We start from the raw sequence: 23,636 nt of genomic DNA on the forward strand, positions 1-23,636 counted from the left end.
CGCCCGAAATTGCGGGTCCCAAGCAAATTCCCAGGCGCCGTAGAAGGTCGAATTCTCTACTTTCGAATGGCAAGGTAATCGGGGGTGGGTCATCACCTCTGCGCCGGGAAAACTAGAGATGAGAGAGTTCGGGTCAGCGACAGCTCGACCGCTCAACTCAACAACTTGTGAAGGTGTAAGTCTGGCGTAGTTTGCAACGATGCTCACGAACTCTCCTCGCGGTCTAACGTCCTGATCAGGCAGCGCTGGCTTGAATGAAGTGTTGGATCTGCTGAAGGCGGCGCTGACGACCTCAAATTGAAACTCCAATCACCACCTGATGTGCGCAATGGTTTTTTTGCACGGATGGATAGCGCCATTGAGCCACGACGGAAGAAGCGGCCTCATGCAAGAACCCTAACTTGCCGGTTGCTCTCATGTCTGGTCCAACATCTGTGGGCAAGGCACATCGGCACCCCTGCACGCTACGCAACCTACAACGTATCGCGATGCTTACCGCGCCACGGCCGGTACCAGGTGCGGATGGCGGCGATGTCGGCGGCCATGTCGGTGCCGGTCCAGAACGGTTCGCCGATACCCACGGTCTTGCTGGGGTAGTCGAAATACACCGGCAGGATCGGCACCTTGGCATCGGAAGCGATCTTCCAGAAACCGGCCTTCCACTGCTCCACACGCTTGCGCGTGCCTTCGGGGGTGATCACGTACCACATCTGTTCGGAGTTGCGGATCAACCGCACTGCCTGGCCGATGGTGCCCTGCGGCGAGCTGCGGTCCAGCGGAATGGCGCCCAGCTTGCGCAGCAGCGGCCCCAGCGGCCACCAGAACAGCTGCGCCTTGCCCAGCACACGCACATCGAAGCCGAGCGCGAACTTGGCGGCAAAGCCCACAAAGCCATCCCAGTTAGACGAGTGCGGCGCCACGATCATTACCAACTTGGGCTCGTCGGGCAGCCGCCCAAGCAGCCGCCAGCCGGTCAGGCGCAGAGCGGTACGGCCCAGCCAGCGGCCGAAGCGACCGTGCGCACGCGGCATTCTGGGCGGCGTTGACTGCAGCAGGATGTTGGCCTGTGTGACCGGCGGCAACGACGGGTCGGCTTGACTCACACTTACTCCCAGTGGGACGCAGAGCGTCCACGCTTGATATGGCTGCGCTCACGCTTGGCATCCAGCCGCCGCAGCTTGGCACCGTGACTCGGTTTGGTGGCGACCCGCCGCTTGGGCACCGACAGGCATGCACTGATGATCTCGGCCAGCCGCTCGCGCGCATCGTCGCGGTTGCGGTCCTGGGTGCGAAAGCGCTGCGCGTCGATCACCAGCACGCCCTCGGCGGTGATGCGGCGGTCGCGGCGCGACAGCAGCCGCGCGCGCAACGGCTCGGGCAGCGAGGGCGAGCCGGCCACGTCGAAACGCAGTTCCACCGCGGTGGACACCTTGTTGACGTTCTGCCCGCCCGCGCCGCTGGCGCGCACGAAGCGTTCGACGAGTTCGCTGGGCGGAATCGTCAGGCTGGGGGTGATCTGGATCGGGTCGCTGGCCATTAGCCCGCGATTGTATCGGCAGCGGCGTGGACGCGCGCGCGAACGCCAGCTTCCCGTATCCTGCGGCCGGTTCCCCGATCGCAGGATGCTCCGATGACACCTCATTCGTTCGCCGCCGCAGGCGCGCTTGCCCGCCGCCTGCTGCTGCTCGCCCTGCTGGCGGTGGCCGCCCCGGCCGCGCTGGCGCAGGCACCCACCGATGCCGACGTCAACCGTCTGCTGGCCGCCTCTCGCGCGCAGACCATGCTCGACACCATGCTGCCGCAGATCGAAGCGATGCAGCAGCAGCAATTCGCCCAGCTCACCGCGCAGCGCCAGCTCGATGCCGACCAGCAGGCGCAGCTGCAACGCATCCAGGAACGTACCCGCCAGACCGTGCGCAAGGCGCTGTCGTGGTCGGAGCTGCGCCCGATGTACGTGGACATCTACAAGCGCTCGTTCTCGCGCGAGGACGTGCTGGCGATGGCCGAGTTCTACGAGAGCTCGGCCGGCCAGAGCCTGCTGGACAAGACCCCGGCCCTGACCCAGAACCTGATGGGCGCCATCCAGCAAAAGATGCTGCCGCTGTTTGCCGATCTGCAAAAGGATCTGGAGAAGATCGTCAACGAGCCTGCTGCGGCCAAGAAGCCCTGAAGGGACGGCAGCCGGGAATAGCGAGTGGGAATTGGTCGGTGCGCGATTCCTGCAACGGTTGCCGATGCGGGTGGCGTGCGTTGCCGGTTACGGGAGTGCTTCACCTTTTCAGCTGGTGGAAGAGGACTGTCTTAGCGCTTCTGCCGCCGGAGGAACTGCTGTCTTGAACCAGCAGCGGCGAGCGTACCCCCATCCGCCCTTCGGGCACCTTCCCCCGCAGGCGGGAGAAGGAAGCAACACAGAAAAGGAAGCAACGTGGGGAAGCAAGCAGCGCCGGGAAGGCGAACATTGCGCGTCGCGCTTGAGCGCCTCTCCCGCCTGCGGGAGAGGGGTTGGGGTGAGGGGACGCTTGCGCAGATGTCTTGCAGGCTGAGTGGACGTTTCGACCTCTCTTGGCGCTTCTGCCGCCGGCAGAGCTGCTGTCTTGAGCGCGCAGTGACGAGCGTACCCCCATCCGCCCTTCGGGCACCTTCCGCCGCAGGCGGGGGAAGGAAGCAACTCGGAAGGCGGCCAGGGAGGGCGGCAACACGGGAAGGCGAACATTGCGCGTCGCGCTTGAGCCCCTCTCCCGCCTGCGGGAGAGGGGTTGGGGTGAGGGGACGCTTGCGCGGATGTCTTGCAGGCTGAGTGGACGTCTGGATCTCTGAACCAGGCACACCACATCACGCCGTCTGCATTGCTCCCAACCCCGCCATTTCCCACCCAAACAACGCACACGCCTTGGCAAATTCCACATCCAGCGGCGCGGTGACGCTGATGCGCCTGCCATCGGCCGGATGCGGAAATTCCAGGCGTTCGGCGTGCAACAACATGCGGTGGATGCCGAGCATGCGGAAACTGCGATTGTGGCGTCCATCGCCATGACTGGTGTCGCCGATCATGTGATGCGACAGATGCTTCATGTGGCGGCGAATCTGCCGGAAGCGCCCGGTCTGCGGTTGGCAGCGCAGCAACGCATAGCGTGACGTGGCAAAGCCGGTGGACGGGATCTCCAGCTCGCCGGTCGCCAGCCGCTGGAAGTGCGTCACCGCCGGCTTCTTGACCGGTTTGCCGGGGCCGCCGTCCAGGTCGTGATCGACGATGAACCGATCCTCGGCCGGCCAGCCGCGGCACACGGTCAGATAATTTTTATCTACCTCGCCGGCCATCAAGGCCTTGCCCAGCGCGCTGGCGCTGTCGCGGTCGAACGCCAGCAGCAGGCAGCCGCTGGTGGCGCGGTCGAGCCGGTGGACCAGGAAGATCGGCTTGCCCAACTGCTCGCGCAGGCGGTCGGCCAGAAAGTCGTCCTCCCCGCGCGCCAGCTTGCTGTCATGGACCATCAGGCCCGCGGGTTTGTCGACAACGGCCAGAACATCGTCCTGGTAGAGAATCTGCAGATGCTTTGGGGATGTGCTCACCGGCGGATTATCCGCATCGCTGACACCGCATGCCACTGCGCGCTCTGCCCACCGCGCGTTGACCCCATCACGCGGCTGGCACAGCATGCGGGTTCCCCCTGATGGAGCGTCCCCCATGCGCACCTTGCTGCTGCTTTGCCTGCTGGCGGTCGCTCCGCTGGCGCAGTCTTCGACCCTGCCGTACGACGACCATGCCGACGCCGGCACCCAGCTGCGCGATGCGTTGGCCGCCGGCAAGAAAACCCACAAACCCACGCTGGTGATTTTCGGCGCCAACTGGTGCCACGACTGCCGCGCGCTGGATACCTCGCTGCACAGCGCAAAGAACGCGCCGCTGATCGCTCGCTCGTTCGTCGTGGTCAAGGTGGACGTGGGTAACTTCGACCACAACCTGGACATCAGCCAGCGCTACGGTGACCCGATCCAGAACGGCATCCCGGCTGCGGTGGTGGTATCGCCGGCCGGCACGCTGCTCTACACCACGCGTGCCGGCGAGCTGGCCAACGCACGCAAGATGAGCGACGACGGCATCTATCAGTTCTTCGACCAAGTGGCGCACGCCCACCGCGCGCCCTGAGGTGCGGGTGTGCACGGTTGGCGGTGCGGGCTCACACCAGGGCGCGAACCGCCAGCCGTTCGCGCAAGCCGGGCAACATCGCGCTGCATGTCACGGCCGCGGTGTGCAGCGATGCGCTGCACGCGGGCAGTGCAGCAGCGTGCACGCGCGGATTGTCGCGCAGCCAGTTGCCTAACGACGCAGCCACGCGACCAGCAACGCGACCGACCCGGCGCCGCCGCTGATCCAGCTCCACACCGGCACCGTGCCCAGGTACCAGCCATCCGGATGTAGGCCGTACAACACGGCCGCCACCACCAGCAACCCGCTACCGGTGATGGCCGTGACCACGCGGGTCTGCAGCTTGCGCAGGCTGATGTCCAGCGCGCGCAATTCGCTCGAACGGATGTCCAGCTGATGCCGGCCTTCCACCTGCTGTTTCAACCAGCTGTGCACCAGGCGCGGCATGTCCGGCGCATGGGTCATGATTTCCGGTAGCCGCTTGCTCAACTCGCCCAGCATGCGACGCGGGCTGTAGCGCTCGCGCAGGATGCGCTCCAGCACCGGTCGCGCCACCGCCCAGATATCCAGCTTGGGATCGAGCTGACGGCCGACGCCTTCGATGTTGAGCAGCGTCTTCTGCAGCAGGATCAACTGCGGCTGCAAGGTCAACTCGTAGCGCTGCGCAACGCGGAACAACTTGATCAGCACCTGCGCCAACGAAATTTCCGACAGCGGCCGGGTGAAGTACGGCTCGCACACCGAGCGCGCGGCCGCTTCCAGCTCGTCGATGCGCACGTTGGACGGCATCCAGCCCGCCTCCACGTGCAGCTCGGCCATGCGGCGATAATCCTTGTGGAAGATCGCCATGAAGTTCTCGGCCAGGTAGTACTGATCTTCCTGCGAGAGCTGGCCCATGATGCCGAAATCCAGCGCGATGAAACGCGGATTGAGGCGGCGCTCCGGGTCCGAGTCGACCCAGATGTTGCCGGCGTGCGCGTCGGCATGGAAAAAGTTGTCGCGGAACACCTGCGTGTAGAACACGCGCACGCCCTTGGCCGCCAACGCCTTGCGGTCGATGCCGGCAGCATCGAGCTTGGCGATATCGTCGGACGGAATGCCGTACACGCGCTCCAGCGTGAGCGCGCGCTCGGCGGTGTGCGACCAGATCACTTCCGGCACGTACAGATCGTCCGAGCCTTCCCAGAACCGGCGCAGCACGCTGGCATTGGCGCCTTCGCGCTGCAGGTCGAGTTCGGCCGACAAGGTGCCTTCGATCTCGGCCACCACTTCGCGCGGACGGATCTTGTCGGCGCGCGGATGGGTGCGTTCGACCAGCGTGGCCAGCGAATGCAGCAGCGCGATATCGGCGTCGATCTGACGCTCGATGTCCGGGCGCAACACCTTGACCACCACTTCGCGGCGCACGCCGTTGGCGTCCGGCGGCAAGGTGGCCGCATGCACCTGCGCGATCGAGGCCGATGCCAGCGGCACGGTGTCGAAGGAAGCGAATGCCACGCTGACCGGCAGGCCCAGCGCGCCTTCCACGATCAGGCGCGCAGCCTCGCCGTCGAACGGCTTGACCCGGTCCTGCAGCAAGGTGAGTTCTTCGGCCACATCGGCGGGAATCAGGTCGCGACGGGTCGACAGGATCTGCCCGAACTTGACGAAGATCGGGCCGAGTTCCTGCAACGCCAACCGCAACCGTGCACCGCGCGATTGCGCGGCGATTTCGGCACTGGCACGCGGCACGAACGGCTTGGCCACACGCAGCCAGCGTTCGGCAGCGGTGCCTTGCAGCAGGTCGTCCAGGCGGTAGCGCAGGATCACCCGGCCGATGCGGCTGGCCCGCAAAATCGCCTTCATGCCGCGCCTCCGGCGGCACGCAGGCGGCTCACGCGCGCGGCCATCCGCTCCACGTCGTCGCGCAGCTCGTCCACGTCATCGTGGAAGGCCTCGAGCTCGGCACGCGGCACCACATCGCGCGATTCTTCGGTGACGAATTCGGCCGCGCTCTGCGCCAGATCCGAGGCGCTGCGACGCGCCTGCTGCAACGCTGCACGCACCGCGCCGGCGATCTGCACGCCCAGGATCTCGCCGAACACCGCCACGAACGGCAACTGCCAATCCGGGTCGAAGCGGCCGGCCAGTTGCTGCAGCTGACGCGCCAGTTCCGCATCGCCGGAGACCTTGAGCCGCCCCGCCGGTGCGCCGCTGCGGCGCGCGTTGGCCAGAAACGGCAGCTGCCCCAGCAAACCGGCCAGGCTGCTGCGCACCGCCAGATCCGGCTCGTGTGTCTGATCGACCGGGCCGACCAGCAGCCGGCGCTCGTGCACGCGGATCTGCAGCGCCACCGCGGGCGCGTCCAGGGTCAGCGCGATGCGCTGGCCTTCCAACGGCAACAGGGCGTCGCGGGTATCCGGGTCCAGCGCCAGTGCGCGATTGAGCGCGGCCTGCAGGGCCTGGCCGGCGAGCGGCTTGAGAGAGTTGAAAAGTGATCCGGGCATGGGCGCATTCTACCGCCCCTGCATGTCGCAGCTGACTGACGATGGTGGGCGCTGCGCGCCGGAGGCTGCCGCAGTGGCCATGGCAGGCGCTTGCCTGGCGGTGGAGCGATCGATGCAGGGGTCGCTACCTGGATTGCCTGGCCGGCAGGCGCAGCACTGGGGCTCGCCGGGATGCGGCGCTGTGCAGGCGGCACGTCATGGGCCATCGCGCCCTGCGACGATGAGCGCGGCGTCCGTGCACAGCTGCCGACTTCCTTCGGCCGGCCGGTCACGGGCATGCTGGCGCCCTTCTCGAACAGTTGGCAGGAGCAGGCGATGGGCAAGATCCGGGTCGGTCTCATCTTTGGCGGCAAATCCGCCGAGCACGAGGTTTCGCTGCAATCGGCGCGCAACCTCCTGGACGCGCTCGACCCGCAGCGCTTCGAGCCGGTGCTGATCGGCATCGACAAGCAGGGCCAGTGGCATCTGAGCGCGCCGGACGGCTTTCTGCACGATGCCGACGACCCGGGCCGGATCGCCCTGCACCGCAGCGGCCGCTCGGTGGCGGTGCTGCCCGGCGCCGAGCAGGCGCAGCTGCGGCCGGTGGATACCGAGCAGGCACTGGCGCAGATCGATGTGGTGTTTCCGATCGTGCACGGCACCCTGGGCGAGGACGGCTCGCTGCAGGGCTTGTTGCGCATGGCCAACCTGCCCTTTGTTGGCTCCGGCGTGCTCGGCTCGGCGGTGGCGATGGACAAGGACATGGCCAAGCGCGTACTGCGCGATGCCGGCCTGGCGGTGGCGCCGTTTGTCTGCTTCAACCGCCACACCGCCGCGCAGGCCGATGTGGATGCGCTGATCGCCCAGTTGGGGTTGCCGCTGTTCGTCAAACCGGCCAACCAGGGCTCGTCGGTCGGCGTCAGCCAGGTGCGCAGCGCGGACGCGTTCGCCGCCGCGCTCGCCTTGGCGTTGTCCTACGACCACAAGGTGCTGGTGGAAGCGGCCATTGTCGGTCGCGAGATCGAATGCGCGGTGCTGGGCAATGCCACGCCACAGGCCAGCGTGTGCGGCGAAGTGGTGGTGCACGATGCGTTTTATTCGTACGACACAAAATACATCAGCGCAGATGGCGCCGACATCGTGATCCCCGCCGATCTCGATGCGCAGACGCAGCAGCGCATCCAGCACCTTGCGGTGCAGGCCTATCAAGCGCTGGACTGCGCCGGCATGGCGCGCGTGGATGTGTTCCTGTGTGCGGACGGGCGCATCGTGATCAACGAGGTCAATACGCTGCCTGGCTTCACCAGCATAAGCATGTATCCAAAGTTATGGCAGGCAAGCGGGCTGGACTATCGTAGTTTGATCACGCAGTTGATCGAGCTGGCCTTGCAACGGCATGCAGACGATCAACTGCTGCGCAGCGCAGTGGACGCGCGTGCATGAGCGCGGCGCAGCTGCGCGCCGTACAAGCGCACGACCATACGGCACTGCTCGCACTCAACAATACGCACGCCACCGCACTGTCGTTGCTCGATACCGATGGGCTCACCGCGTTATTGCAGATGGCCTGGTATGCACGGCTCGTCCCGCCGGCCGACGGCCTGTTGATCGCACTGGATCAGAGCGCTGCCTACGCCAATGCGAACTTCGCATGGCTGGCGGAGCGCTTCGCGCGCTTCGTGTACGTGGACCGCATCGTGATCGCCGCCCATGCACAGCGACGCAGCCTTGCGCTGCAGCTGTACGACGACCTCATCCGCAGCGCGCGTGCAGCAGCGCAACCGCGCGTGGTGTGCGAAGTGAATCTGAGCCCGCCCAACCCGGCCTCCCTCGCATTGCATCGACACCTGGGATTCGTACCGATCGGCGATGCGGTGCTGGCCAATGGCAAGCAGGTGCAATATCTGGAAAAGCTGCTGTGAGATGCAAAAAACCCCGCTGAAAACCGCCATAACGCACATGGCCCGCCTCCTTGCGGAAGCGGGCCATGTGAGCGCCGACCGGCAGCGCCGCTGCCGGGACGTACCGCGGTGAGGCGTTAGACCTTGCCGCGACGGAACATCGAGATCACTGCCAGGATCAGGAACACCACAAACAGGATCCAGGCGATGTTGGTCGCCGCACCGGCGATACCGCTGAAGCCCAGCACAGCGGCGATGATGGCGATGACGAAAAAGATGATGGCGTAATGCAGCATGGCAAGGGTTCCAGAAATTGTCGTGCCGAATCGGCGCAGACGTATCCTGATCAGATGGCGGTCTTTATCGAGTGATGGCAATGTCGTTGGAAGATGAGGATCGCAGCCGATTCAGGCCTTCTTCGATGCTGATACGCGGCACATAGCCGAAGTCGCGGCGCGCTGGTTCCATGCTGTACCAATGCGGCGTACACAACTGTTCGACCAAGAACCGCGTCAACGGTACTTCGCCTGGCAGACGCAACAGTGGCCATAAGGTTTCGCACACCGCACCGATGCGATACGCGGTCTTGAACGACAACGAGCGCGTCACTGCCGGCGCGTCCACGGCCGCAAGCAAGCGATTGAGCAGCTCGCGCATCGGCAATGGTTGGCCGTTGGAAATGAAGTACGCCTTGCCCGCGCAGGCAGCACCCTGCGCAAGATGGTCGAACGCATCGAAATGCGCTTGCGCGGCGTTGTCGATGTACGTGCTGTCCACCAGGTTGCTGCCATCGCCCACCATGCGCAGGCGACCGGCGCGCGCGCGCGCGGCCAGACGCGGCAACAGATGGTTGTCGCCCGGCCCCCAGATCAACCGCGGACGCAACGCCACCGTGGCCAGCTGCGCATCGTTGGCCGCCAAGACCGCACGCTCGGCGATCGCCTTGGTCGCTGCGTACGCGGCGCGCAGGTCTTCGCCATACGGCACCTCGTCGGCGCCCAGGCCCTCCACCGGATGGGTGGCGCGATGGGTGACGCTGGGTGTGGAGGTGTAGATCAGCCGCGGCACGCCATTGGCGCGGCATGCGTCGAGCACGTTCTGCGTGCCCACCACATTGGCCTGGTGATAGCTGTCGTAGCTGCCCCAGGCGCCGGCCTTGGCGGCGTTGTGAAACACCGCATCGATGCCGCTGAAGGCATGCCGCACGGCCTGCGGGTCGGCCAGGTCGCCACGGATCTGGCCCACGCCCAGCGTCTGCAGCACCGGGTAATCGCCGCGCTGGAAACTCACCACCTCGTGCCCACGCGCACGCAAGCCGCGGCACAACGCCTGGCCAAGAAATCCACCACCGCCGGTCACCAGCACTTTCATCACGCCACACCCATCGCTCCTGCAGGGCGCACACAATAGCCGGACAGGACCGTCAGGGCGACGCGGCGTGCGTTTCTTCTCGCGAGCGGCGTGGCTAACCCATTGATCGCAAAGACCTTCATAAATCTTCATTGAGGCATCAGGCAGTTCATTCGCGGCGCAGGCGTCATGGCCGGACCCTCGATCGCTGGAGTTGCCATGACCCGCCTGTCACTGCTGTTGCTGCCCCTGCTTTACGTCTCCGCGCTGCACGCCGCGGCGCCAGTTGCCGCCTCGACAGCAGCAGCGCCCGCGCCGCCAGCCGCTACACCGCTGGCCCTCGACGACGGCTGGCCGGTCGCCAACGCTGCCGCCAAGGGCTGGAACCTTCCAGTGCTGGCGCAGATGGAGCAGGCGCTCGCCGCCGATCTGGCCCCCTCCACCATCAGCCTGGTGATCGCCCGCGACGGCGCATTGGTCTACGAGCGCTACCTGGGCGACGCCGATCGACAGACCTTGCACGACACCCGCTCGTTGACCAAGAGCGTGACCGGGCTGCTGGTCGGGGCGGCCATCGCGCGCAAGCTGATCCCCGACGTGCAGACCAAGGTCTATGACGCTTTTGGCGAGCGGCACTGGCAAAACGCCGATCCGCGCAAGCGTGCGATCACCGTCGAAGACCTGCTGACAATGAGCTCGCAGCTGGAATGCAACGACGAAAATGAATTTTCGGCCGGCAACGAAGAAAGCATGTACGTGAGTGCGGACTGGACGCAGTTCGCGCTGGATCTGCCGATCCGCGGCTATGCGCCGTGGACGCCGCGGCCCGCACAGAGCCCGCACGGCCGCGCGTTTTCGTATTGCACCGCCGGCTCCTTCCTGCTGGGTGCGATGCTGGAAAAAGTCGCCGGCAAGCCGCTGCAGGCCTTTTCGGCGCAGGTGCTGGAAACACCGCTGGGCATCGAGCGGGCGCAGTGGAACCTGTCGTCCGAAGGCGTGGGCATGGGCGGTGGCGGCACCCGCTATCGCAGCCGCGACCTGGCAAAGCTCGGCCAACTGCTGCTGGCGCACGGCCGCTGGCAAGGCCGCCAGGTGATTCCCGCCGACTGGGTGCAGGCGATGACCAGCGTGCATGCGCAGGCACGCGAGGATGCCGATTACGGCTATCTGATCTGGCACTTCCGGTTTCCGGTGCGCGGTGTGCAACGCGATACCTGGGCGATGTCCGGCAATGGCGGCAACTACGTGTTCGTCGTGCCTGACGAACGCCTGGTGGTGGTGCTCACGCGCAGCGCGTACAACACGCGGCAGATGCACCAACAGTCGCAGCGCTTGCTGACCGACTATGTCCTCAAGGCGCTGCCTGAGCACTGAGAGCGGTTAAACCAATATCGCAAGCAGTCGTCAGGTAGGTAGGGACGGCATCCTCTGACTCGGCATGTCCGCGTGGCACATGCCAGACCGAGCACCGGTCGCATCTGTCTGGCGGTGACTGCAGCTGTCAGTTAGTCGCTCCAAGCATTGGCTGGCATGCATCGCGTGTTCGCCACCCGGACCTGGCAACCGATGCGCGACCACACCGACGCGCCGCAGGGCGCGGCCGGTGCCTGGTGCGGCGCAGATCTCGATGGCTCATTCTGGATCTGGCCTCACCGTCTGAGCATGCAGTCGGCCCGTCCTGACCACGCTCACCCAAGTGTCAGTCGTCGTTGGATGTTGCCTGCGCGCGCAGCACATCGGCACGCCGCACCTGCCCACGCTGGGCAGCAAGATCTGCATCGATACGTGCCAGCAACGCGGCAAACTCCGGCGAGCCGCGCAATGGCTGCAGTAGCGGCGATTGACGCAGATAGCCGGCGTTGCGGTAGCCGGCGGCGTCGGCGCGTTGCAAGGCGCGCATCGCCGCGTCGGGCGCATCCGCACCCAGCAACAACACGGCGGCATCGACTGCATCGAACGGGTCGCCGCCACGCGCGACGCTGCCGAGCAACTCCTGCGCATGCGCGTGCAGCGTGGCGGCTGACGGCGGCGGCTCGGCGTGCAGCGCCCACACCACCGTCTGCGCAAAGCTGCCCTGTGGACGCAGCTGCAAGGCCCGCCGCGCCGCGCTGCGTGCGAGCGCGGTGTCGCCACGCGACCACGCCAGCTGCGCCTGCAACAAGGACAGCCCGGCATAGTCGGTGCCGCGGCCCAATGCCTCGTTCAATGCCGTCTGCGCCTCTGCCGCACGGCCATGCTCGAACAGAAACGTGGGCCAAGCCAGATTGGAAAACGCATCGTCCGGATACAGCTGAAAGTTTTGCCGATAGCGTGCTTCGGCGGCACTCGCATAGCCGAGCAGGCTCAGGTTGCTGGCAATCTGGATCGGCAGAAAGCGCACGCGTTTTGGCTCGCGCACGGCCAGGTTGGCCGACAGCGCCTGCACCAGTTTGCCCTGTCGCTCGTACAGGTAGGCGGCCGAGCCGCGCACGGCATCGGCCGCCGGATCCAGCTGCAACGCCTGCTCGTAGGCGGCCAGTGCAGCGCCATTGCGGCCCTGGCAATCCAGCGCGTAACCACGCGCGGCGTAGGCCGCCGCAAGACGCGGTTGCGCCTTGATCACCGCATCGGCCAGTTGCTGGGCCTGCTGTGCAAATCCGCCGTCGCCATCGTATTGGCACACGCGTGCGGCATAGGCACGACTGAGCCCGAGCTGGGCCTGCCGATCGTCCGGCGCTTGCTGCAGACGTTGGCGATACAGACCGATTGCGCGGTCGTTGTCGTCGCGCTGGCCGATGCCGGCGTAGTAGTCGGCACGCTGCAGCAACGCCGCCTTCGCGGGTGGTGCATCGCCGCGCTGCACCCACCAGGCCACAGCGCCGCCCACCACGACCAGCATCGCCACGGCAGCGGCGATCCAGACGCCATGCCGCCGTGGCGCGGGCACAGGCGGCGCCTGTTCCTGCTGCACCGGCACGCACAGTTGATACCCCTGCCCCCGTACCGAGCGCAGATAGCGCGGCTGCCGCGAGTCGTCGCCCAAGGCCTGCCGTAGCAGCCGCACACGTTGGGTGACGGTTTCTTCGTTGACCAGCGCCGGTGCCCACACGTTCTGGATCAACGCGTCGAAATCCACCACGCGTTGGCCCTGCTGCAGCATGTAGTGCAACAGGCGAAAACTCAGCCCGCCCACCTCAAGCGCCACGCCGTCGCGCTCCACGCGCTGCCGCGCCACATCGATGCGCAGATCATCCAGACGATAATGCGCGGACATGGTGGACGTCAGGAGCGCTGCTGCGCCGCCCAGACCGCCAGTTTTTCGCGGCCGATCTTGGCGTTGTGGCGAATATCGACCGGAAAGCCGGAATGCCGCAGAAAACGCGTGATACCGGCGGTATGCGAATGCGCCGCGCCCAGCGCACGCAATGCGGTTTGCACGTCCGCAAAGGCCGATGCCGACACGCCCGGCTGCAACTCCACACACAGCACCGGTTGCTGTTGCCCGGGCGCGCCCACACCGACCAAGGCGGTGCGCCGCACCTGTGGATGCACGTTGAACACCGGCTCCACCTGTTCTGTATACAGCGGGCCGCTGGCCGTTTCCACGCGATGGGTCTTGCGCCCGCAAAACCACAAGCGTCCTTCGGCATCGAAATAGCCGACATCGCCCATGCGGTGCACGATGCGCTCGCTGCCATCGTCGCTGCGCTCGCGGATCTTGGCGATGCGCGTGGCCGCATCGCGATTGAAGTAGGTATCGGTGGTGGTGGGGCCGGCGACGGTGATCTCGCCGACGTCGCCCACGGCCAGCACGCGCGCGCCGCTCCAATCGGCAATGGCCGCATCGTCGATGGCGATAATGCGCACCTCATTGGGCGCGACGACCTGCCCCACGCAGGTGCCGGCCCCGGCTTCGGTGGCGGCGCGGGTCGCGTCCAGGGTGCGGCCTTCGATCGCCGCTACCGGCAGACATTCGGTGGCGCCGTATGGCGTCCAGAATTGCGCATCGGCCGGCAGCAGCGCGCGGATGGTGGCCACCACATCCGGCGGCACCGGTGCGCCTGCCGACGTTGCCAGGCGCACGTTGGGCAGCGGCTGCCCATAGTCGGCCAGCACGCGCATCAACGCCGGCGAGCCGAACAACTGCGTCACTCCGAAGCGGTTGAGCGCATCGTGCAGCTTGCGCGGGTCGGCGGTGGCCGGACGGGTCGGGTCCATATCCGGGATCACCGAGGTCAACCCCAGTGCGGGATCGAACAAGGCAAACGGTGGAAACGTCGGCAGATCCACACCACCGGGCTGCATGCCGAACGCGTTGCGCAGCAGCTCGATCTGCCCGACAAAATGCCGGTGCCGGTACACCACGCCCTTGGGCACGCCGGTGGAGCCGCTGGTGAACAGGATCGCCGCCACATCGTCCGGTGCGGTATCGGCCAGTTGGCTGCCAGCGCCGGCGCCATCGCGCTCCACCCGTGCCAGCGTCACCCCACCCCAGCCGTAGCGTCCACCGACGCTGACGATCTGCTTGGCAGAGCGCGCCCAGCGCAGCAACCGGCGCGCCAGCTGCGCGAGCGGAATGCCGATAAACGCCTGCGGCTGCGCTTCGTCCAGGCACTGTTTGAGCGCGCGTTTGTCGATGCCCGGGTCGACCAGCACCGGCACCGCACCGGCCTTGAACAACGCAAACATCAGCAGGAAGAACTCCGGCGACGGCCGCACCATCACCACCGCGCGCGCGCCACGGCCGATGCCGTGCAGCGCCAGGCCGGCGGCGATCGCATCGCTGCGTGCATCCAGTTCGGCATAGCTCAAGGTCACGTCGTAGGCCGCAAACCCGTTGGCGGCGCGGTGGCCGGGGCAGCGGATGGCGATCTGATCGGGGCGCTCGCGCGCCAGCTGCGGCAAGGTGGCAGCGATATTGCAGAGAGTAGTCATCGCCGTATTATCACCCATGCGCTTACGGTGCCGGCTGCTTGCATCTATCTCCAGGATCAGGCGTGCGCTTAAGAGCCGCTAACAAAACTACTGTGTAGCCGCCAGGCGGGCGCGGCCGGTGCTCGGTGCGGCATGTATCACCCGTACACTCCGGTTCCTCCGCGCCGTCCACACCCACCTGACGACTGCTCGCTACGTTTTGTTAGCCGCTCTAAGTTCCTGCGGAGATCGCGCACGCCGTACGCCGCGCCCGAACTGATCGAACCGAAGCAGACGTACGGATGCGGCGCATGTTTGGCGCTGTATTGCCCGCTACCCACCGCGCAATGCATGCTCTTCGCCGGTCTGATCGGTCCAGGCAGACGAATCGCGGACCTGCACGCCACCACGCCTCTTGTATCGCAGCACGGTTCGGTCAGAATGCCGCGCTCCCCACGCGATTTCGCCGCGCCAGGCCCGGCATTCCATGGCACATCCCTGCCTTACCTGCGGCGCTTGCTGCGCCTATTTCCGCGTCAGTTTCCACTGGAGCGAAACCGACCCCGCATTGGGCGGCAGGGTGCCGATCGAACTGACCGACTCCTTGCGCACGCACGAGCGCGTGATGCGCGGCACCTCGCAATCGCAGCCGCGCTGCATCGCGCTGGATGCGGACATCGGCCGCTACAGCCGCTGCAGCATCCACGACCGTCGCCCGTCCTCCTGCGCCGCCGTCCCGGCCTCGCTGGAATTTGGCGAGCGTAGTGCGCAATGCGACAAGTCGCGCCTGGCGCATGGGCTGCATGCGCTGACCGAGGCTGACTGGTCAGACGTACGTGAGAGCGAAAAGAATCCATTGCCGGATATGTAAAGCACTAGAGTTCAAACTGTAGTTTCAGGCTTTTGCCGCAAATGCGAGCAGTCGAGAGACATTCGTCATAAAAACTTTTTTTGGATCAATGGGGGGGGTGACCCGCCTCCATGAACTCCATGTATTGATGATAGACCTGGACATCGATCTCACGCCCATCCTCTCCCAGCCTGTAGAGGAACCATGCTTGGTTGAACGATCGCCTCCTCCACAAGGAAAGATGAGGCCGAAAAGCCTCTACGGCCTGCTCCAGCTTCGGATAAACGGACCGAAGCCTTGCGTCAACGTTAGAAGGCCAGTTCGACGGTGTCGGATACATGCCTGAGAACGCCTCGAGCAGGGCTAGCCTAAATATATCCGACGCACGCTTGGCGCTAGCGCGATGCTGAAGAAAGGCACCGCTGAGCGCTCCTGTTAAGAAGCTTGAAAGGGCAATCCCTATCGTCAGGGGAGGCAGATCTGACAGACCCGCTAGCAAGTCGCCCATGCAAATCAGCCCTCAAGCGGATGCGTGTCCAGAAACGTGCGGATCGCCGGCACCAACACGTCGTGCTTGTCTTCGAGCACGTAGTGGTTGGCATCCTCGAAGGCCGTCACATCTGCATTCGGCAATGCGCGGCGAAAACCGGCGAGAAAGTGCTTGTCGAAGCAGATATCGCGTAGGCCCCACGCGATAAACGCAGGGCGGTCGGCAAACGACGGCAAGGCCTGTGCGGAACGTTCCAGCAACGCCCAGCCCTTGTCTGCCGGCGACAGCGGAATGTCCTGCATGAAGCGGATGGTGGAGATGCGGTTGCGCCAGTTGTTGTACGGCGCCACATAGGCGCGGCGCACGGCCGAGGTCATGCGCTTTGATACGCCGAACCATGACGCACCGGACGAAAACGCGTTGAAGGTGCGGATGAACCATTCGCCCGGCCGCCAATGGCGTCCCATCGCGATCTGCCATGGCATCGGCTTTTCCGGCGGCAGCGGGAATGCGGCAGTGTTGGTGATCACCAGCCGTTTGACCTGCGCGTGATGCGACAACGCCCAGCCGAACCCGATCATGCCGCCCCAGTCGTGCACCGCCAGCGTGACCGGCCCGCTGATGCCTAGATGCCGCAACAAGGTATCCAGATCGTCCACGCGCGACTGCAAGGTGTAGTCGTAGCGCGGCTGCGCATCGGGTGCATCGTCCGGCTTGTCGGACAAGCCCATGCCGACATGGTCGGGCACGATGCAGCGGTAGCGATCGGACAGCCCGCTGACCAGATGCCGCCACAGATAGCTCCACGACGGATTGCCGTGCAGCATCACGACCACCTCGCCATCGCGTGGACCCTCGTCCAGATACGACATCGCAACGCCTGGCCGCACATCGAGGCGCTTGGGGGTGAAGGGGTAGCCTGGGTAGTTCATTGATTTCTCGACTGTGTTGAATCCGGGCAATGCGCCTTATCGCAGCATCTGCACATGCAGCCGGATCTCTCTCATGACTATTTTGACGTGTAGCCGGCATGCCCGGCTACGACGGCGGCACGCGCACCACACCACACCACACCGGCGGCAGCGCAACAGAGCGCGCACGTTACATCAGTCATAGCGGCTGCGCGCCCTCGCTGAGGATGCCGAGGTAGGCCTGGTACGCAAAGATGCGATGCCGCTGCTGTCCGGTGAGTTCGTTGACGATGTCCAGTTGCTCAAGGGTGCGTATTGCCGCGCGGATGGTCGGCGCGCTCAGCGACAGCTGCGGCGCAACCTGCGGCACGGACAAAACGACCCGGCGTGCAAAGTGCTCGAACACCAACCCGACATTGCCGGCACGCTGACCCAGCGCCGTAATCCTTGCGCGATCGCGTGCCAACAGCGCGAGCAGCCGCTGCGCGGTGTCGACCGCCTGTTGCGCTGTTTCCGCGACGCCATCCAGAAAGAAGCCCAGCCACCCTTCCCAATCGCCGGTTGTCCTGACTGCATTGAGGCGATCGTAGTACTCGGCACGGCGACGTTTGAAGTACAGGCTCAGATACAGGCTGGGTGCGCGCAATACGCCTTCGCTGCACAAGATCAAGGTGATCAGCAAGCGCCCGAGGCGCCCGTTGCCATCGCTGAAAGGATGGATGGTCTCAAATTGCACATGCGCAAGCGCCGCCTTTACCAACGGCGGCGTCTGCCCGGGCAAGGCGTGCAAAAACTGTTCGAGCGCAGCCAGCGCTGCAGGCAGTGCATCCGGTGGTGGCGGGACGAACTGCGCCAGTGCGGGCGACGCGCCACCGATCCAGACCTGAGTCCGGCGAAATTCGCCCGGCTGTTTGCCAGCGCCGCGCCCGCCTTGCAGGAGCAAAGCATGTACTTCGCGCAACAGCCGCAGCGATAGCGGGAAGTCGTCCTCGCGTAATCGCCGAAGCCCATGATTGAGCGCGTCAACGTAGTTGGAGACTTCTTCGACATCGTCGATCGGCACACCGGGCGCGGCATCCATTTCAAACAGCAGCAGGTCCGATAGCGACGACTGCGTCCCTTCGATCTGCGACGACAGCAACGCTTCCTTGCGCACGTACTGATACAAGAACAGTTCCGGGTCGGGCAGCATCAGTGTGATGCCGTCCAGCCGCCCCAGCGCCTGGTCGGCGCGCTCTTTGCGCGCGACCAGCTCGGCCACAGTGAAGTCCAGTGCCGGTTGTGGTGGTAACGGATCCGGGATGAAAGCCTGATAGCGGCTTGCGGCCAAGGCCCCGGCGACGTAATGGCCTGTCGTGCGGTGTGGCATGCTTTTCCTTACAACCGACGACTGGGCCAGTAAGGAAACTTTTTTACCACTTTCTTTCCTAAGTGGCGACTCAGCGCGGCATAAATGAAGTCTTATGCCGCGCCCGAGCTGGCAACACTCACCAAACCACTTCCGCCATCGAGCAGTTCAGCCCCGAGCCGATTCCCAGCAGCGCGATCCGGTCGCCCTTCTTCAGACGGCCCAGTTCCTTGAGCTTGCTCAGCACGATCGGCACCGAGGCCGGGCCGATGTTGCCGTGTTCGCCGAAGATGGTCATGACCTTGGCCGGGTCGATGCCGAACGATTTGACGAATGCGGCCGTGTGCGGGCGGCTGACCTGGTGGATCACGAACTGGTCCAGCTCATCGACCGCCCAGCCCAGCACCTGACGGGCCGCCAGGAAGGTCTTTTGTGCCAGCTTGATGCCTTCGATCAGCAGCAAGCGGGTGTCGGTGACCATGCGGTCCAGGTTGCCGCGGCACAGCTTGTTCCACTCGGTAGCCGAGCGGGTCACGCCACCCTTGTAGCGCGGCGCGTCGGGCACCAGCTCGGTGCGTGCCATCACCATCGCGGCAGCGCCGCAGCCCAAGGTCAGCGCGGCGAGTTCGTTGCGGAACTCCTCCTCGGTGACGTCCGGGGAGGTCATGCGCTCCAGGGTCTTTTCATAGACCAGGTTGGCGGTCTCGCCATCGACGACCAAGGCGTAGTCGATCTCGCCGCGCTCCAGCATGCGCGCGGCGATGTCCATGCCGTTGATGAAGGCAAGGCAGGCGTTGGTCACATCGAAGGTCACGCAATGGTCGCTGACCCCGAGGTTGCCGGACACGATGGACGCCGTGGACGGCTCCAGGTAGTCGCGGCTCACCGAGGTGTTGACCAGCAGGCCGATCTTCTCGATGCCGATGCCGGCATCGATCAGCGCCTTGCGCGCGGCCTGGGTAGCGGCGTCGGATGCCTGAACATCCTGATCCCACAAGCGCCGTGCATGGATACCGGCAACGTCGCCCAACACGTCGGTCTTGATCCCGAGGCGGTCGTAGGTCGGTTGCAGGCGCTCGTTGATTTCCTTGGAAGTCAGCGTGTGCGGCGCATCAATATGCGCCAGTCCCGCGATGGAGACATTCTGGAAGAGCATCGAAGTAGCGCCATGGCGTCAGGCGAGGGGGCGCTAGTCTAGCCGCTGGCTGGTTTTACCGCATCTTTACATTTGAACCGCCCGCGCCCCAGCCCAACGGTTCAGCGCGGCGGGCAGCGGAAGGCGTTGAAGCGCTGGCTTCCGTCGGCCGGCTGGCCTTGTGCCTGCACGGTGTTGGCGTTGGCGCCCGGCGCCTCGTTGCGCGCCAGGGTTTCCAGTTCTTCCTGCACGCGTAGCGGGTTGCGGTTGTAGAAGCCGACCTTGCTCTTGACCGTCACCACTACCTCGCCCTGCTGCTGACAGCCAGCCGGCACAGGGCCTGCGGGCAAGACCTGCACGCTCTTGCCGCTTTGTTCGATCGGCACCCAGGTGCACGCCGCAGTGGTGGTGGCAACCATAACAGACAGCATCAGCACGCGCATAAGTCATCCACACCGAAGGGCAAAGCCGGATTGTGCCGCAGTTGTCCGGTGGTCAAACGCGTGCCCGGCATGTGCCATACGCCTCATTCAGCACACCGGAACCTGCCGCCAGCTGCCCATTGCCAGCGGCGGCGGCGCTGTCCACTGCCCGCAAACGCGTCCGGGTGTCCGGACGCGGACACCCGCGGATTCAAACAACTCCTTTCAAAACAATGCATTCGAGATGGCATGCGGTTTGCTCTATCCACCAGGCAACCGAAGTCGATAACGCAAAGCTGACTTTTTGCTGAACAAATAAATCAGCCCTCCGAAAGTTCTTGCACGTACCGAAACGGTGTACTACATTACTACCACACCACTAATCACCCACACCAAGAGACCTCGCCATGAAGACCCAGACCCTGCGCATCGCCCTCTCCGCCGCCCTGCTGGCCGGCACCACCTTCGCCGGTTTTGCCCAGGCCGCCAGCCTGACCACACTCGACACCGTCCAGGTTCGCCCGGCCGCCGACCAGATCGCCCAACAGACGCTGGAACGCAGCAGCGACATCCGCACCCTGACTGCGGTGCAAGTGCGCCCGTCCGCCGAGCAGCTTGCTGCCTTCGCTGCCGAACAGGCCGGCCCGCGCGTGGTCACCCTTGCCGCAGTGCAGGTCCGTCCGTCGGCCGAACAGCGCGCCGAGCTGGTGGTCCGCAGCAGCGCCGCCACTGCCCAGAGCGCCTCCGGCCAGACCGCCGCCGCCATCGGTGCATTGATGGGTCAGGTCATGGTCAATCTGCCGGTGCCGCAGCTGCAGCCGTCGCCGGCCGAACTGGAAGCGCTGGTCAGCGCCGCCATCAGCCTTTAAGCACGCGCGCAGCTACACTTGCGCGCATGTCAGCACCCGTCCTCGATGTCATCCTGTTTCAACCGGAAATTCCGCCCAACACGGGCAATGTGATTCGCTTGTGCGCCAACACCGGCGCGCGCCTGCATCTGATCGAGCCGCTCGGCTTCGACCTCAGCGACAAGCAGCTCAAGCGCGCGGGCCTGGACTATCACGAATACGCGACCCTGCACGTGCACGCCGACCTGGCAACTGCATTGGCTGCCATCGCGCCCACGCGTGTGTTTGCCCTGAGTACGCGCAGCACGGTGCGTTACGACACACCGCAGTTCGCCGACGGCGATGCGTTTTTGTTCGGCCCGGAAACCCGCGGCCTGCCGGCCGAGGTGCTGGAGTCGATCCCGCCGCAGCATCGTCTGCGTCTGCCGATGCGCCCGGACAATCGCAGCCTCAATCTGTCCAACACCGTGGCGGTGATGGTGTTCGAAGCCTGGCGGCAGTGGAACTTCGCTGGCGGTCAGTAAGCGCGACGCAGCGCAATCGCCAAACACTGCGGCTCTGCTCCCGGCAATCGGCATGGACCACTGCAAACTCAGTGCTCAAGCGAAATGCGCCCGCGTCTACCGATCAGGTGCTGCACTTGTTGGCCAGGCGTGATCGAACGCCACACACCCAGCACTGCCCACAACTCACAGCACGCTCGTGATTGCCGTGTTGCCTGCCTGCGCACTACGCGTCTTCCGTCCTTGCATCAAAGCGTGCGATCTTCGACGACACAGCGCAATTGCACACCACGCACCGCTGGCGATGGACGTCACTACACACGCGCTTTCTTGCACGCACCTGCGCCGCCACTACGACGCGGTCTGCACGTCGGCCGCTGCCTGCAACAGGCCGCGGCAGCCGGCCCATAACGCCACTGCCAGCAAGGCGATGGCACCCAGGCTCAAAAACGCGATGCGGTAGCCGAAGGCGTGCGCGAGCCAGCCGCCAAACGCCGGGCTAAGCGCCGCGCCAACCCCCTGCACCGTCATCACCGCGCCCTGGCCGACGTTGACCCGGCCGGTGCCGTGCAGCAAGCGCGCCACCAATGCCGGCACCACCACGCTTTGCAGACCGGCGCCGAGCCCATCGAGGATCTGCACCGGAAATACGCCCCAGCCGTGAATCACCGAGGCCGCCACCAACGCGCACAGCGGCAAGGCCATGAAGGCCAGCAGCAATACCCACCAATGCCCGTGCACGCGGATCCAGCGCATCGCCAGCAATGCAACCACCACCATCGTGGCTTGGGCAACCACAATCGTGGTGGCGGTCAGCGCGCTCGGGTCGCCGGCATGCGCGGCCACGATCGCCATGCCGTACAACGGCAGCATCGCCGCGTTGCCCAGATGAAACAGCCCCAGCGTGACCGCCAGCAATGCAAGCGGCCGGCAGGTCAGCAACACCCGCCAGGCGCTCAATGCGTCTGCACCATCGGCATGCCCCAGGCCGCGTGCAGCACGATGGTCGATGGCAGTTGCCGGAATCGACAGCACGGCTGCCAGCGCCAACACGCCGAACACCGCCGTGAGCGCGAAGATCGCGCCAAACCCGTAGCGCCATCCCAACCAGCCGGCCAGCACCGCCGCCAGCATGTTGCCGGCGTGATTGGCGACCTGGTTGCGCGCCAGTTGATGATCGAACCCGCGCGCACGCACCAGGCCCAACGTAATGCCGGTCAGCGCCGGGCCGATGCCGGCCGCCGCCAGCGCCGATGCGATCTGTGCAGCGACCACGCCGGAAGGCGTCGGGCTTAGCCAGATCAACGCGGTGGCGAGCAGGATCGCCAGACAGCCGACCACCACCACGGCGCGCTTGCGCCGGGTGGCATCGACCAATGCGCCGGCCGGCGTGGTGGCGAGCATGCCGGCAATGCCGCCCACGCTCATCACCGTGCCGATCGCGCCCACCGACCAGCCCTTGGACTGCAAAAACACGCTCAAAAACGGCCCCAGCCCGTCCTGGACATCGGCCACGCTGAAATGCAGCGCTTCCAGCGCGCGCGTGCCACGCGGTCGGGTCGACGTGCTCATGCGCATCGCCCTGCTGCGTGTTGCCCTGCACGGCCTGCCTGCAGGGCAACGCCGATGACGCCTGTCTCATTGCAGCGCAGCGGGCACATTGCGGCGCCTAGTGCTTGGGCTTGTGCGCGCCCGGGCCATGCGGCGGATGGTCGATCTGCTTCAACGCAGCAGCCTTGCTGCCCAGCGCATGGGCGTGGATCAACACGCCATGCGGTGTGGCCTTGGTGTCGCCTTCGACCACCAACGGCTTGCCGACCACCAGCTGCTTGGCGAAGTCGGCACCGACATGCGGCGGAAACCGCACCGTCACTTCGTCGTCGAACAGCACGCCATGCACCTGCCCGTGCGGGCCATGCAGCAGCCGCGCGATGGTGCCGGCGTGCTGGGTGAGCTGCGGCTTGGGCGGCTTGCCGGCCGGCGGTTTGGGCTTGGGCTTGGGCTTGGGCTTGGCATGCGGCCCATGCGGGCCCTCGTCGAGGATGCGCTTGCCGCCGTCTGGGTCGATCGCCAGGGCCACCAGCATGTCCACATCGCGTGGCTTGAGGCCGCGCACGGTCAATGCGCTGCCGGGCTTGAGCGCCTTGAGCAAGGCCGCCGACAGATGCGGCGGCGTGTGTACTTCGGTGCCATCGGTGAGCAGCAGGCCGTCGATATCGGCCTTGGGATTGAGCAGAAAACGCGCCAGGGTGCCGCGGGTTTCAGGGAGGAAATCAGGATCGACCCAATGCATTGTGGACTCCAACTAGGTAGGACCGGCCAAGGCCGGCAAGCCGCGCCCGCCGCCACGCGGGTGGCATGGCGGAGGCGCGTAAA

General features: G+C 65.5%; 24 protein-coding genes and 1 other RNA gene. 9 read left to right on the top strand and 16 right to left on the bottom strand.

Translation table 11 applies throughout. The features are described 5' to 3' along the window. The 3 genes from XdyCFBP7245_RS24315 to arfB all read right to left on the bottom strand — a co-directional run. The coding region (locus tag XdyCFBP7245_RS24315; protein ID WP_211287752.1) for a hypothetical protein at positions 1–207 on the bottom strand (207 nt) is incomplete at its 3' end. A gap of 266 nt (positions 208–473) precedes the next feature. Further along, the gene (locus XdyCFBP7245_RS20200) at positions 474–1,103 is read right to left on the bottom strand and encodes a lysophosphatidylcholine acyltransferase (RefSeq protein ID WP_104617211.1); all 630 of its coding nucleotides are present in this window, start codon (positions 1,101–1,103) and stop codon (positions 474–476) included. 2 nt (positions 1,104–1,105) lie between these two features. Continuing rightward, positions 1,106–1,537 (bottom strand): alternative ribosome rescue aminoacyl-tRNA hydrolase ArfB, encoded by a 432-nt coding sequence (gene arfB, locus XdyCFBP7245_RS20205; RefSeq protein ID WP_104617212.1) that lies wholly within the window; start codon positions 1,535–1,537, stop codon positions 1,106–1,108. A gap of 57 nt (positions 1,538–1,594) precedes the next feature. Between arfB and XdyCFBP7245_RS20210 the strand changes: the two genes are divergently transcribed. Then, complete coding sequence (locus XdyCFBP7245_RS20210; RefSeq protein WP_211287754.1) at positions 1,595–2,170, top strand: DUF2059 domain-containing protein; 576 nt, start codon at positions 1,595–1,597, stop codon at positions 2,168–2,170. 662 nt (positions 2,171–2,832) lie between these two features. Here XdyCFBP7245_RS20210 and XdyCFBP7245_RS20215 read toward each other — a convergent pair. Next, on the bottom strand, positions 2,833–3,603 hold the full coding sequence (locus XdyCFBP7245_RS20215; RefSeq protein ID WP_104617239.1) for a pseudouridine synthase: 771 nt from the start codon (positions 3,601–3,603) through the stop codon (positions 2,833–2,835). A gap of 79 nt (positions 3,604–3,682) precedes the next feature. On the opposite strand from XdyCFBP7245_RS20215, the gene XdyCFBP7245_RS20220 reads away from it, so the two are divergent. Next, on the top strand, positions 3,683–4,144 hold the full coding sequence (locus XdyCFBP7245_RS20220; RefSeq protein WP_104617214.1) for a thioredoxin family protein: 462 nt from the start codon (positions 3,683–3,685) through the stop codon (positions 4,142–4,144). A 171-nt stretch (positions 4,145–4,315) separates the two neighbouring features. Here XdyCFBP7245_RS20220 and ubiB read toward each other — a convergent pair whose 3' ends face one another. Further along, positions 4,316–5,989, bottom strand: a complete 1,674-nt coding sequence (gene ubiB / locus XdyCFBP7245_RS20225) for a ubiquinone biosynthesis regulatory protein kinase UbiB (protein WP_104617215.1) — start codon at positions 5,987–5,989, stop codon at positions 4,316–4,318. Beyond that, entirely contained in the window at positions 5,986–6,630 is a 645-nt protein-coding gene (locus XdyCFBP7245_RS20230) for a ubiquinone biosynthesis accessory factor UbiJ (protein WP_104617216.1), read from the bottom strand. Before XdyCFBP7245_RS20230 ends, ubiB begins: the two co-directional genes overlap by 4 nt. 315 nt (positions 6,631–6,945) lie before the next feature. Here XdyCFBP7245_RS20230 and ddlA point away from each other — a divergent pair, with 315 nt between their 5' ends. Further along, complete coding sequence (gene ddlA, locus XdyCFBP7245_RS20235) at positions 6,946–8,052, top strand: D-alanine--D-alanine ligase (RefSeq protein WP_104617240.1); 1,107 nt, start codon at positions 6,946–6,948, stop codon at positions 8,050–8,052. Continuing rightward, entirely contained in the window at positions 8,049–8,531 is a 483-nt protein-coding gene (locus XdyCFBP7245_RS20240; RefSeq protein WP_104617217.1) for a GNAT family N-acetyltransferase, read from the top strand. Before ddlA ends, XdyCFBP7245_RS20240 begins: the two co-directional genes overlap by 4 nt. 116 nt (positions 8,532–8,647) lie before the next feature. Here the strand turns inward: XdyCFBP7245_RS20240 and XdyCFBP7245_RS20245 are convergent, their stop codons facing one another. Both XdyCFBP7245_RS20245 and oleD read right to left on the bottom strand, forming a co-directional pair. Next, a complete protein-coding gene (locus XdyCFBP7245_RS20245) occupies positions 8,648–8,806 on the bottom strand; it encodes a DUF1328 domain-containing protein (RefSeq protein WP_003468167.1) in 159 nt (52 codons plus the stop codon). 64 nt (positions 8,807–8,870) lie between these two features. Next, on the bottom strand, positions 8,871–9,881 hold the full coding sequence (oleD, locus tag XdyCFBP7245_RS20250; protein WP_170068724.1) for a 2-alkyl-3-oxoalkanoate reductase: 1,011 nt from the start codon (positions 9,879–9,881) through the stop codon (positions 8,871–8,873). A gap of 198 nt (positions 9,882–10,079) precedes the next feature. Between oleD and XdyCFBP7245_RS20255 the strand changes: the two genes are divergently transcribed. Beyond that, positions 10,080–11,234 carry a serine hydrolase domain-containing protein gene (locus tag XdyCFBP7245_RS20255; RefSeq protein WP_104617219.1) on the top strand — a complete coding sequence of 385 codons (1,155 nt, stop codon included), beginning with the start codon at positions 10,080–10,082 and terminating at the stop codon, positions 11,232–11,234. Positions 11,235–11,559: 325 nt separating this feature from the next. Here the strand turns inward: XdyCFBP7245_RS20255 and XdyCFBP7245_RS20260 are convergent, their stop codons facing one another. Beyond that, the gene (locus tag XdyCFBP7245_RS20260) at positions 11,560–13,113 is read right to left on the bottom strand and encodes a winged helix-turn-helix domain-containing protein (protein WP_104617220.1); all 1,554 of its coding nucleotides are present in this window, start codon (positions 13,111–13,113) and stop codon (positions 11,560–11,562) included. Between the two features lie 8 nt (positions 13,114–13,121). Then, positions 13,122–14,774, bottom strand: a complete 1,653-nt coding sequence (oleC, locus tag XdyCFBP7245_RS20265; RefSeq protein WP_104617221.1) for an olefin beta-lactone synthetase — start codon at positions 14,772–14,774, stop codon at positions 13,122–13,124. 132 nt (positions 14,775–14,906) lie between these two features. Between oleC and XdyCFBP7245_RS20270 the strand changes: the two genes are divergently transcribed. Both XdyCFBP7245_RS20270 and XdyCFBP7245_RS20275 read left to right on the top strand, forming a co-directional pair. Next, positions 14,907–14,982, top strand: a non-coding RNA gene (locus XdyCFBP7245_RS20270) — sX9 sRNA. A 258-nt stretch (positions 14,983–15,240) separates the two neighbouring features. After that, positions 15,241–15,624, top strand: a complete 384-nt coding sequence (locus XdyCFBP7245_RS20275; protein ID WP_104617222.1) for a YkgJ family cysteine cluster protein — start codon at positions 15,241–15,243, stop codon at positions 15,622–15,624. A 492-nt stretch (positions 15,625–16,116) separates the two neighbouring features. On the opposite strand, the gene XdyCFBP7245_RS20285 is transcribed toward XdyCFBP7245_RS20275, so the two are convergent. The 4 genes from XdyCFBP7245_RS20285 to XdyCFBP7245_RS20300 form a co-directional block, all read right to left on the bottom strand. After that, the gene (locus XdyCFBP7245_RS20285) at positions 16,117–17,025 is read right to left on the bottom strand and encodes an alpha/beta fold hydrolase (RefSeq protein ID WP_104617224.1); all 909 of its coding nucleotides are present in this window, start codon (positions 17,023–17,025) and stop codon (positions 16,117–16,119) included. Positions 17,026–17,203: 178 nt separating this feature from the next. Next, the gene (locus XdyCFBP7245_RS20290) at positions 17,204–18,373 is read right to left on the bottom strand and encodes a Fic family protein (RefSeq protein WP_211287753.1); all 1,170 of its coding nucleotides are present in this window, start codon (positions 18,371–18,373) and stop codon (positions 17,204–17,206) included. 118 nt (positions 18,374–18,491) lie between these two features. Then, positions 18,492–19,508 carry a 3-oxoacyl-ACP synthase III gene (locus tag XdyCFBP7245_RS20295; RefSeq protein WP_104617225.1) on the bottom strand — a complete coding sequence of 339 codons (1,017 nt, stop codon included), beginning with the start codon at positions 19,506–19,508 and terminating at the stop codon, positions 18,492–18,494. A 101-nt stretch (positions 19,509–19,609) separates the two neighbouring features. Continuing rightward, complete coding sequence (locus XdyCFBP7245_RS20300) at positions 19,610–19,930, bottom strand: DUF4156 domain-containing protein (RefSeq protein ID WP_104617226.1); 321 nt, start codon at positions 19,928–19,930, stop codon at positions 19,610–19,612. Between the two features lie 386 nt (positions 19,931–20,316). On the opposite strand from XdyCFBP7245_RS20300, the gene XdyCFBP7245_RS20305 reads away from it, so the two are divergent. Together XdyCFBP7245_RS20305 and XdyCFBP7245_RS20310 are read left to right on the top strand one after the other, a co-directional pair. Next, positions 20,317–20,778: an XAC0231 family protein gene (locus XdyCFBP7245_RS20305; RefSeq protein ID WP_055853704.1), complete on the top strand. Its 462-nt coding sequence runs from the start codon at positions 20,317–20,319 to the stop codon at positions 20,776–20,778. Between the two features lie 26 nt (positions 20,779–20,804). Continuing rightward, positions 20,805–21,281, top strand: a complete 477-nt coding sequence (locus tag XdyCFBP7245_RS20310) for a tRNA (cytidine(34)-2'-O)-methyltransferase (RefSeq protein WP_104617227.1) — start codon at positions 20,805–20,807, stop codon at positions 21,279–21,281. Positions 21,282–21,611: 330 nt separating this feature from the next. Here XdyCFBP7245_RS20310 and XdyCFBP7245_RS20315 read toward each other — a convergent pair whose 3' ends face one another. Next, entirely contained in the window at positions 21,612–22,838 is a 1,227-nt protein-coding gene (locus XdyCFBP7245_RS20315; RefSeq protein WP_104617228.1) for an MFS transporter, read from the bottom strand. A 91-nt stretch (positions 22,839–22,929) separates the two neighbouring features. Continuing rightward, complete coding sequence (locus XdyCFBP7245_RS20320) at positions 22,930–23,553, bottom strand: hypothetical protein (RefSeq protein WP_104617229.1); 624 nt, start codon at positions 23,551–23,553, stop codon at positions 22,930–22,932. Between the last annotated feature and the right edge of the window lie 83 nt (positions 23,554–23,636).

This window comes from Xanthomonas dyei, from assembly GCF_002939865.1.
Lineage (GTDB): Bacteria > Pseudomonadota > Gammaproteobacteria > Xanthomonadales > Xanthomonadaceae > Xanthomonas > Xanthomonas dyei.

What these genes read in the sequence shown, in the direction of transcription:
- XdyCFBP7245_RS20285 (WP_104617224.1), bottom strand. Translation starts at nt 17,025, where the DNA reads ATGAACTACCCAGGCTACCCCTTCACCCCCAAGCGCCTCGATGTGCGG.
- ddlA (WP_104617240.1), top strand. Translation starts at nt 6,946, where the DNA reads ATGGGCAAGATCCGGGTCGGTCTCATCTTTGGCGGCAAATCCGCCGAG.
- XdyCFBP7245_RS20260 (WP_104617220.1), bottom strand. Translation starts at nt 13,113, where the DNA reads ATGTCCGCGCATTATCGTCTGGATGATCTGCGCATCGATGTGGCGCGG.
- arfB (WP_104617212.1), bottom strand. Translation starts at nt 1,537, where the DNA reads ATGGCCAGCGACCCGATCCAGATCACCCCCAGCCTGACGATTCCGCCC.
- XdyCFBP7245_RS20245 (WP_003468167.1), bottom strand. Translation starts at nt 8,806, where the DNA reads ATGCTGCATTACGCCATCATCTTTTTCGTCATCGCCATCATCGCCGCT.
- oleC (WP_104617221.1), bottom strand. Translation starts at nt 14,774, where the DNA reads ATGACTACTCTCTGCAATATCGCTGCCACCTTGCCGCAGCTGGCGCGC.
- oleD (WP_170068724.1), bottom strand. Translation starts at nt 9,881, where the DNA reads ATGAAAGTGCTGGTGACCGGCGGTGGTGGATTTCTTGGCCAGGCGTTG.
- XdyCFBP7245_RS20290 (WP_211287753.1), bottom strand. Translation starts at nt 18,373, where the DNA reads ATGCCACACCGCACGACAGGCCATTACGTCGCCGGGGCCTTGGCCGCA.
- XdyCFBP7245_RS20305 (WP_055853704.1), top strand. Translation starts at nt 20,317, where the DNA reads ATGAAGACCCAGACCCTGCGCATCGCCCTCTCCGCCGCCCTGCTGGCC.
- XdyCFBP7245_RS20310 (WP_104617227.1), top strand. Translation starts at nt 20,805, where the DNA reads ATGTCAGCACCCGTCCTCGATGTCATCCTGTTTCAACCGGAAATTCCG.
- ubiB (WP_104617215.1), bottom strand. Translation starts at nt 5,989, where the DNA reads ATGAAGGCGATTTTGCGGGCCAGCCGCATCGGCCGGGTGATCCTGCGC.
- XdyCFBP7245_RS20300 (WP_104617226.1), bottom strand. Translation starts at nt 19,930, where the DNA reads ATGCGCGTGCTGATGCTGTCTGTTATGGTTGCCACCACCACTGCGGCG.
- XdyCFBP7245_RS20320 (WP_104617229.1), bottom strand. Translation starts at nt 23,553, where the DNA reads ATGCATTGGGTCGATCCTGATTTCCTCCCTGAAACCCGCGGCACCCTG.
- XdyCFBP7245_RS20275 (WP_104617222.1), top strand. Translation starts at nt 15,241, where the DNA reads ATGGCACATCCCTGCCTTACCTGCGGCGCTTGCTGCGCCTATTTCCGC.
- XdyCFBP7245_RS20255 (WP_104617219.1), top strand. Translation starts at nt 10,080, where the DNA reads ATGACCCGCCTGTCACTGCTGTTGCTGCCCCTGCTTTACGTCTCCGCG.
- XdyCFBP7245_RS20240 (WP_104617217.1), top strand. Translation starts at nt 8,049, where the DNA reads ATGAGCGCGGCGCAGCTGCGCGCCGTACAAGCGCACGACCATACGGCA.
- XdyCFBP7245_RS20315 (WP_104617228.1), bottom strand. Translation starts at nt 22,838, where the DNA reads ATGCGCATGAGCACGTCGACCCGACCGCGTGGCACGCGCGCGCTGGAA.
- XdyCFBP7245_RS20230 (WP_104617216.1), bottom strand. Translation starts at nt 6,630, where the DNA reads ATGCCCGGATCACTTTTCAACTCTCTCAAGCCGCTCGCCGGCCAGGCC.
- XdyCFBP7245_RS20295 (WP_104617225.1), bottom strand. Translation starts at nt 19,508, where the DNA reads ATGCTCTTCCAGAATGTCTCCATCGCGGGACTGGCGCATATTGATGCG.
- XdyCFBP7245_RS20220 (WP_104617214.1), top strand. Translation starts at nt 3,683, where the DNA reads ATGCGCACCTTGCTGCTGCTTTGCCTGCTGGCGGTCGCTCCGCTGGCG.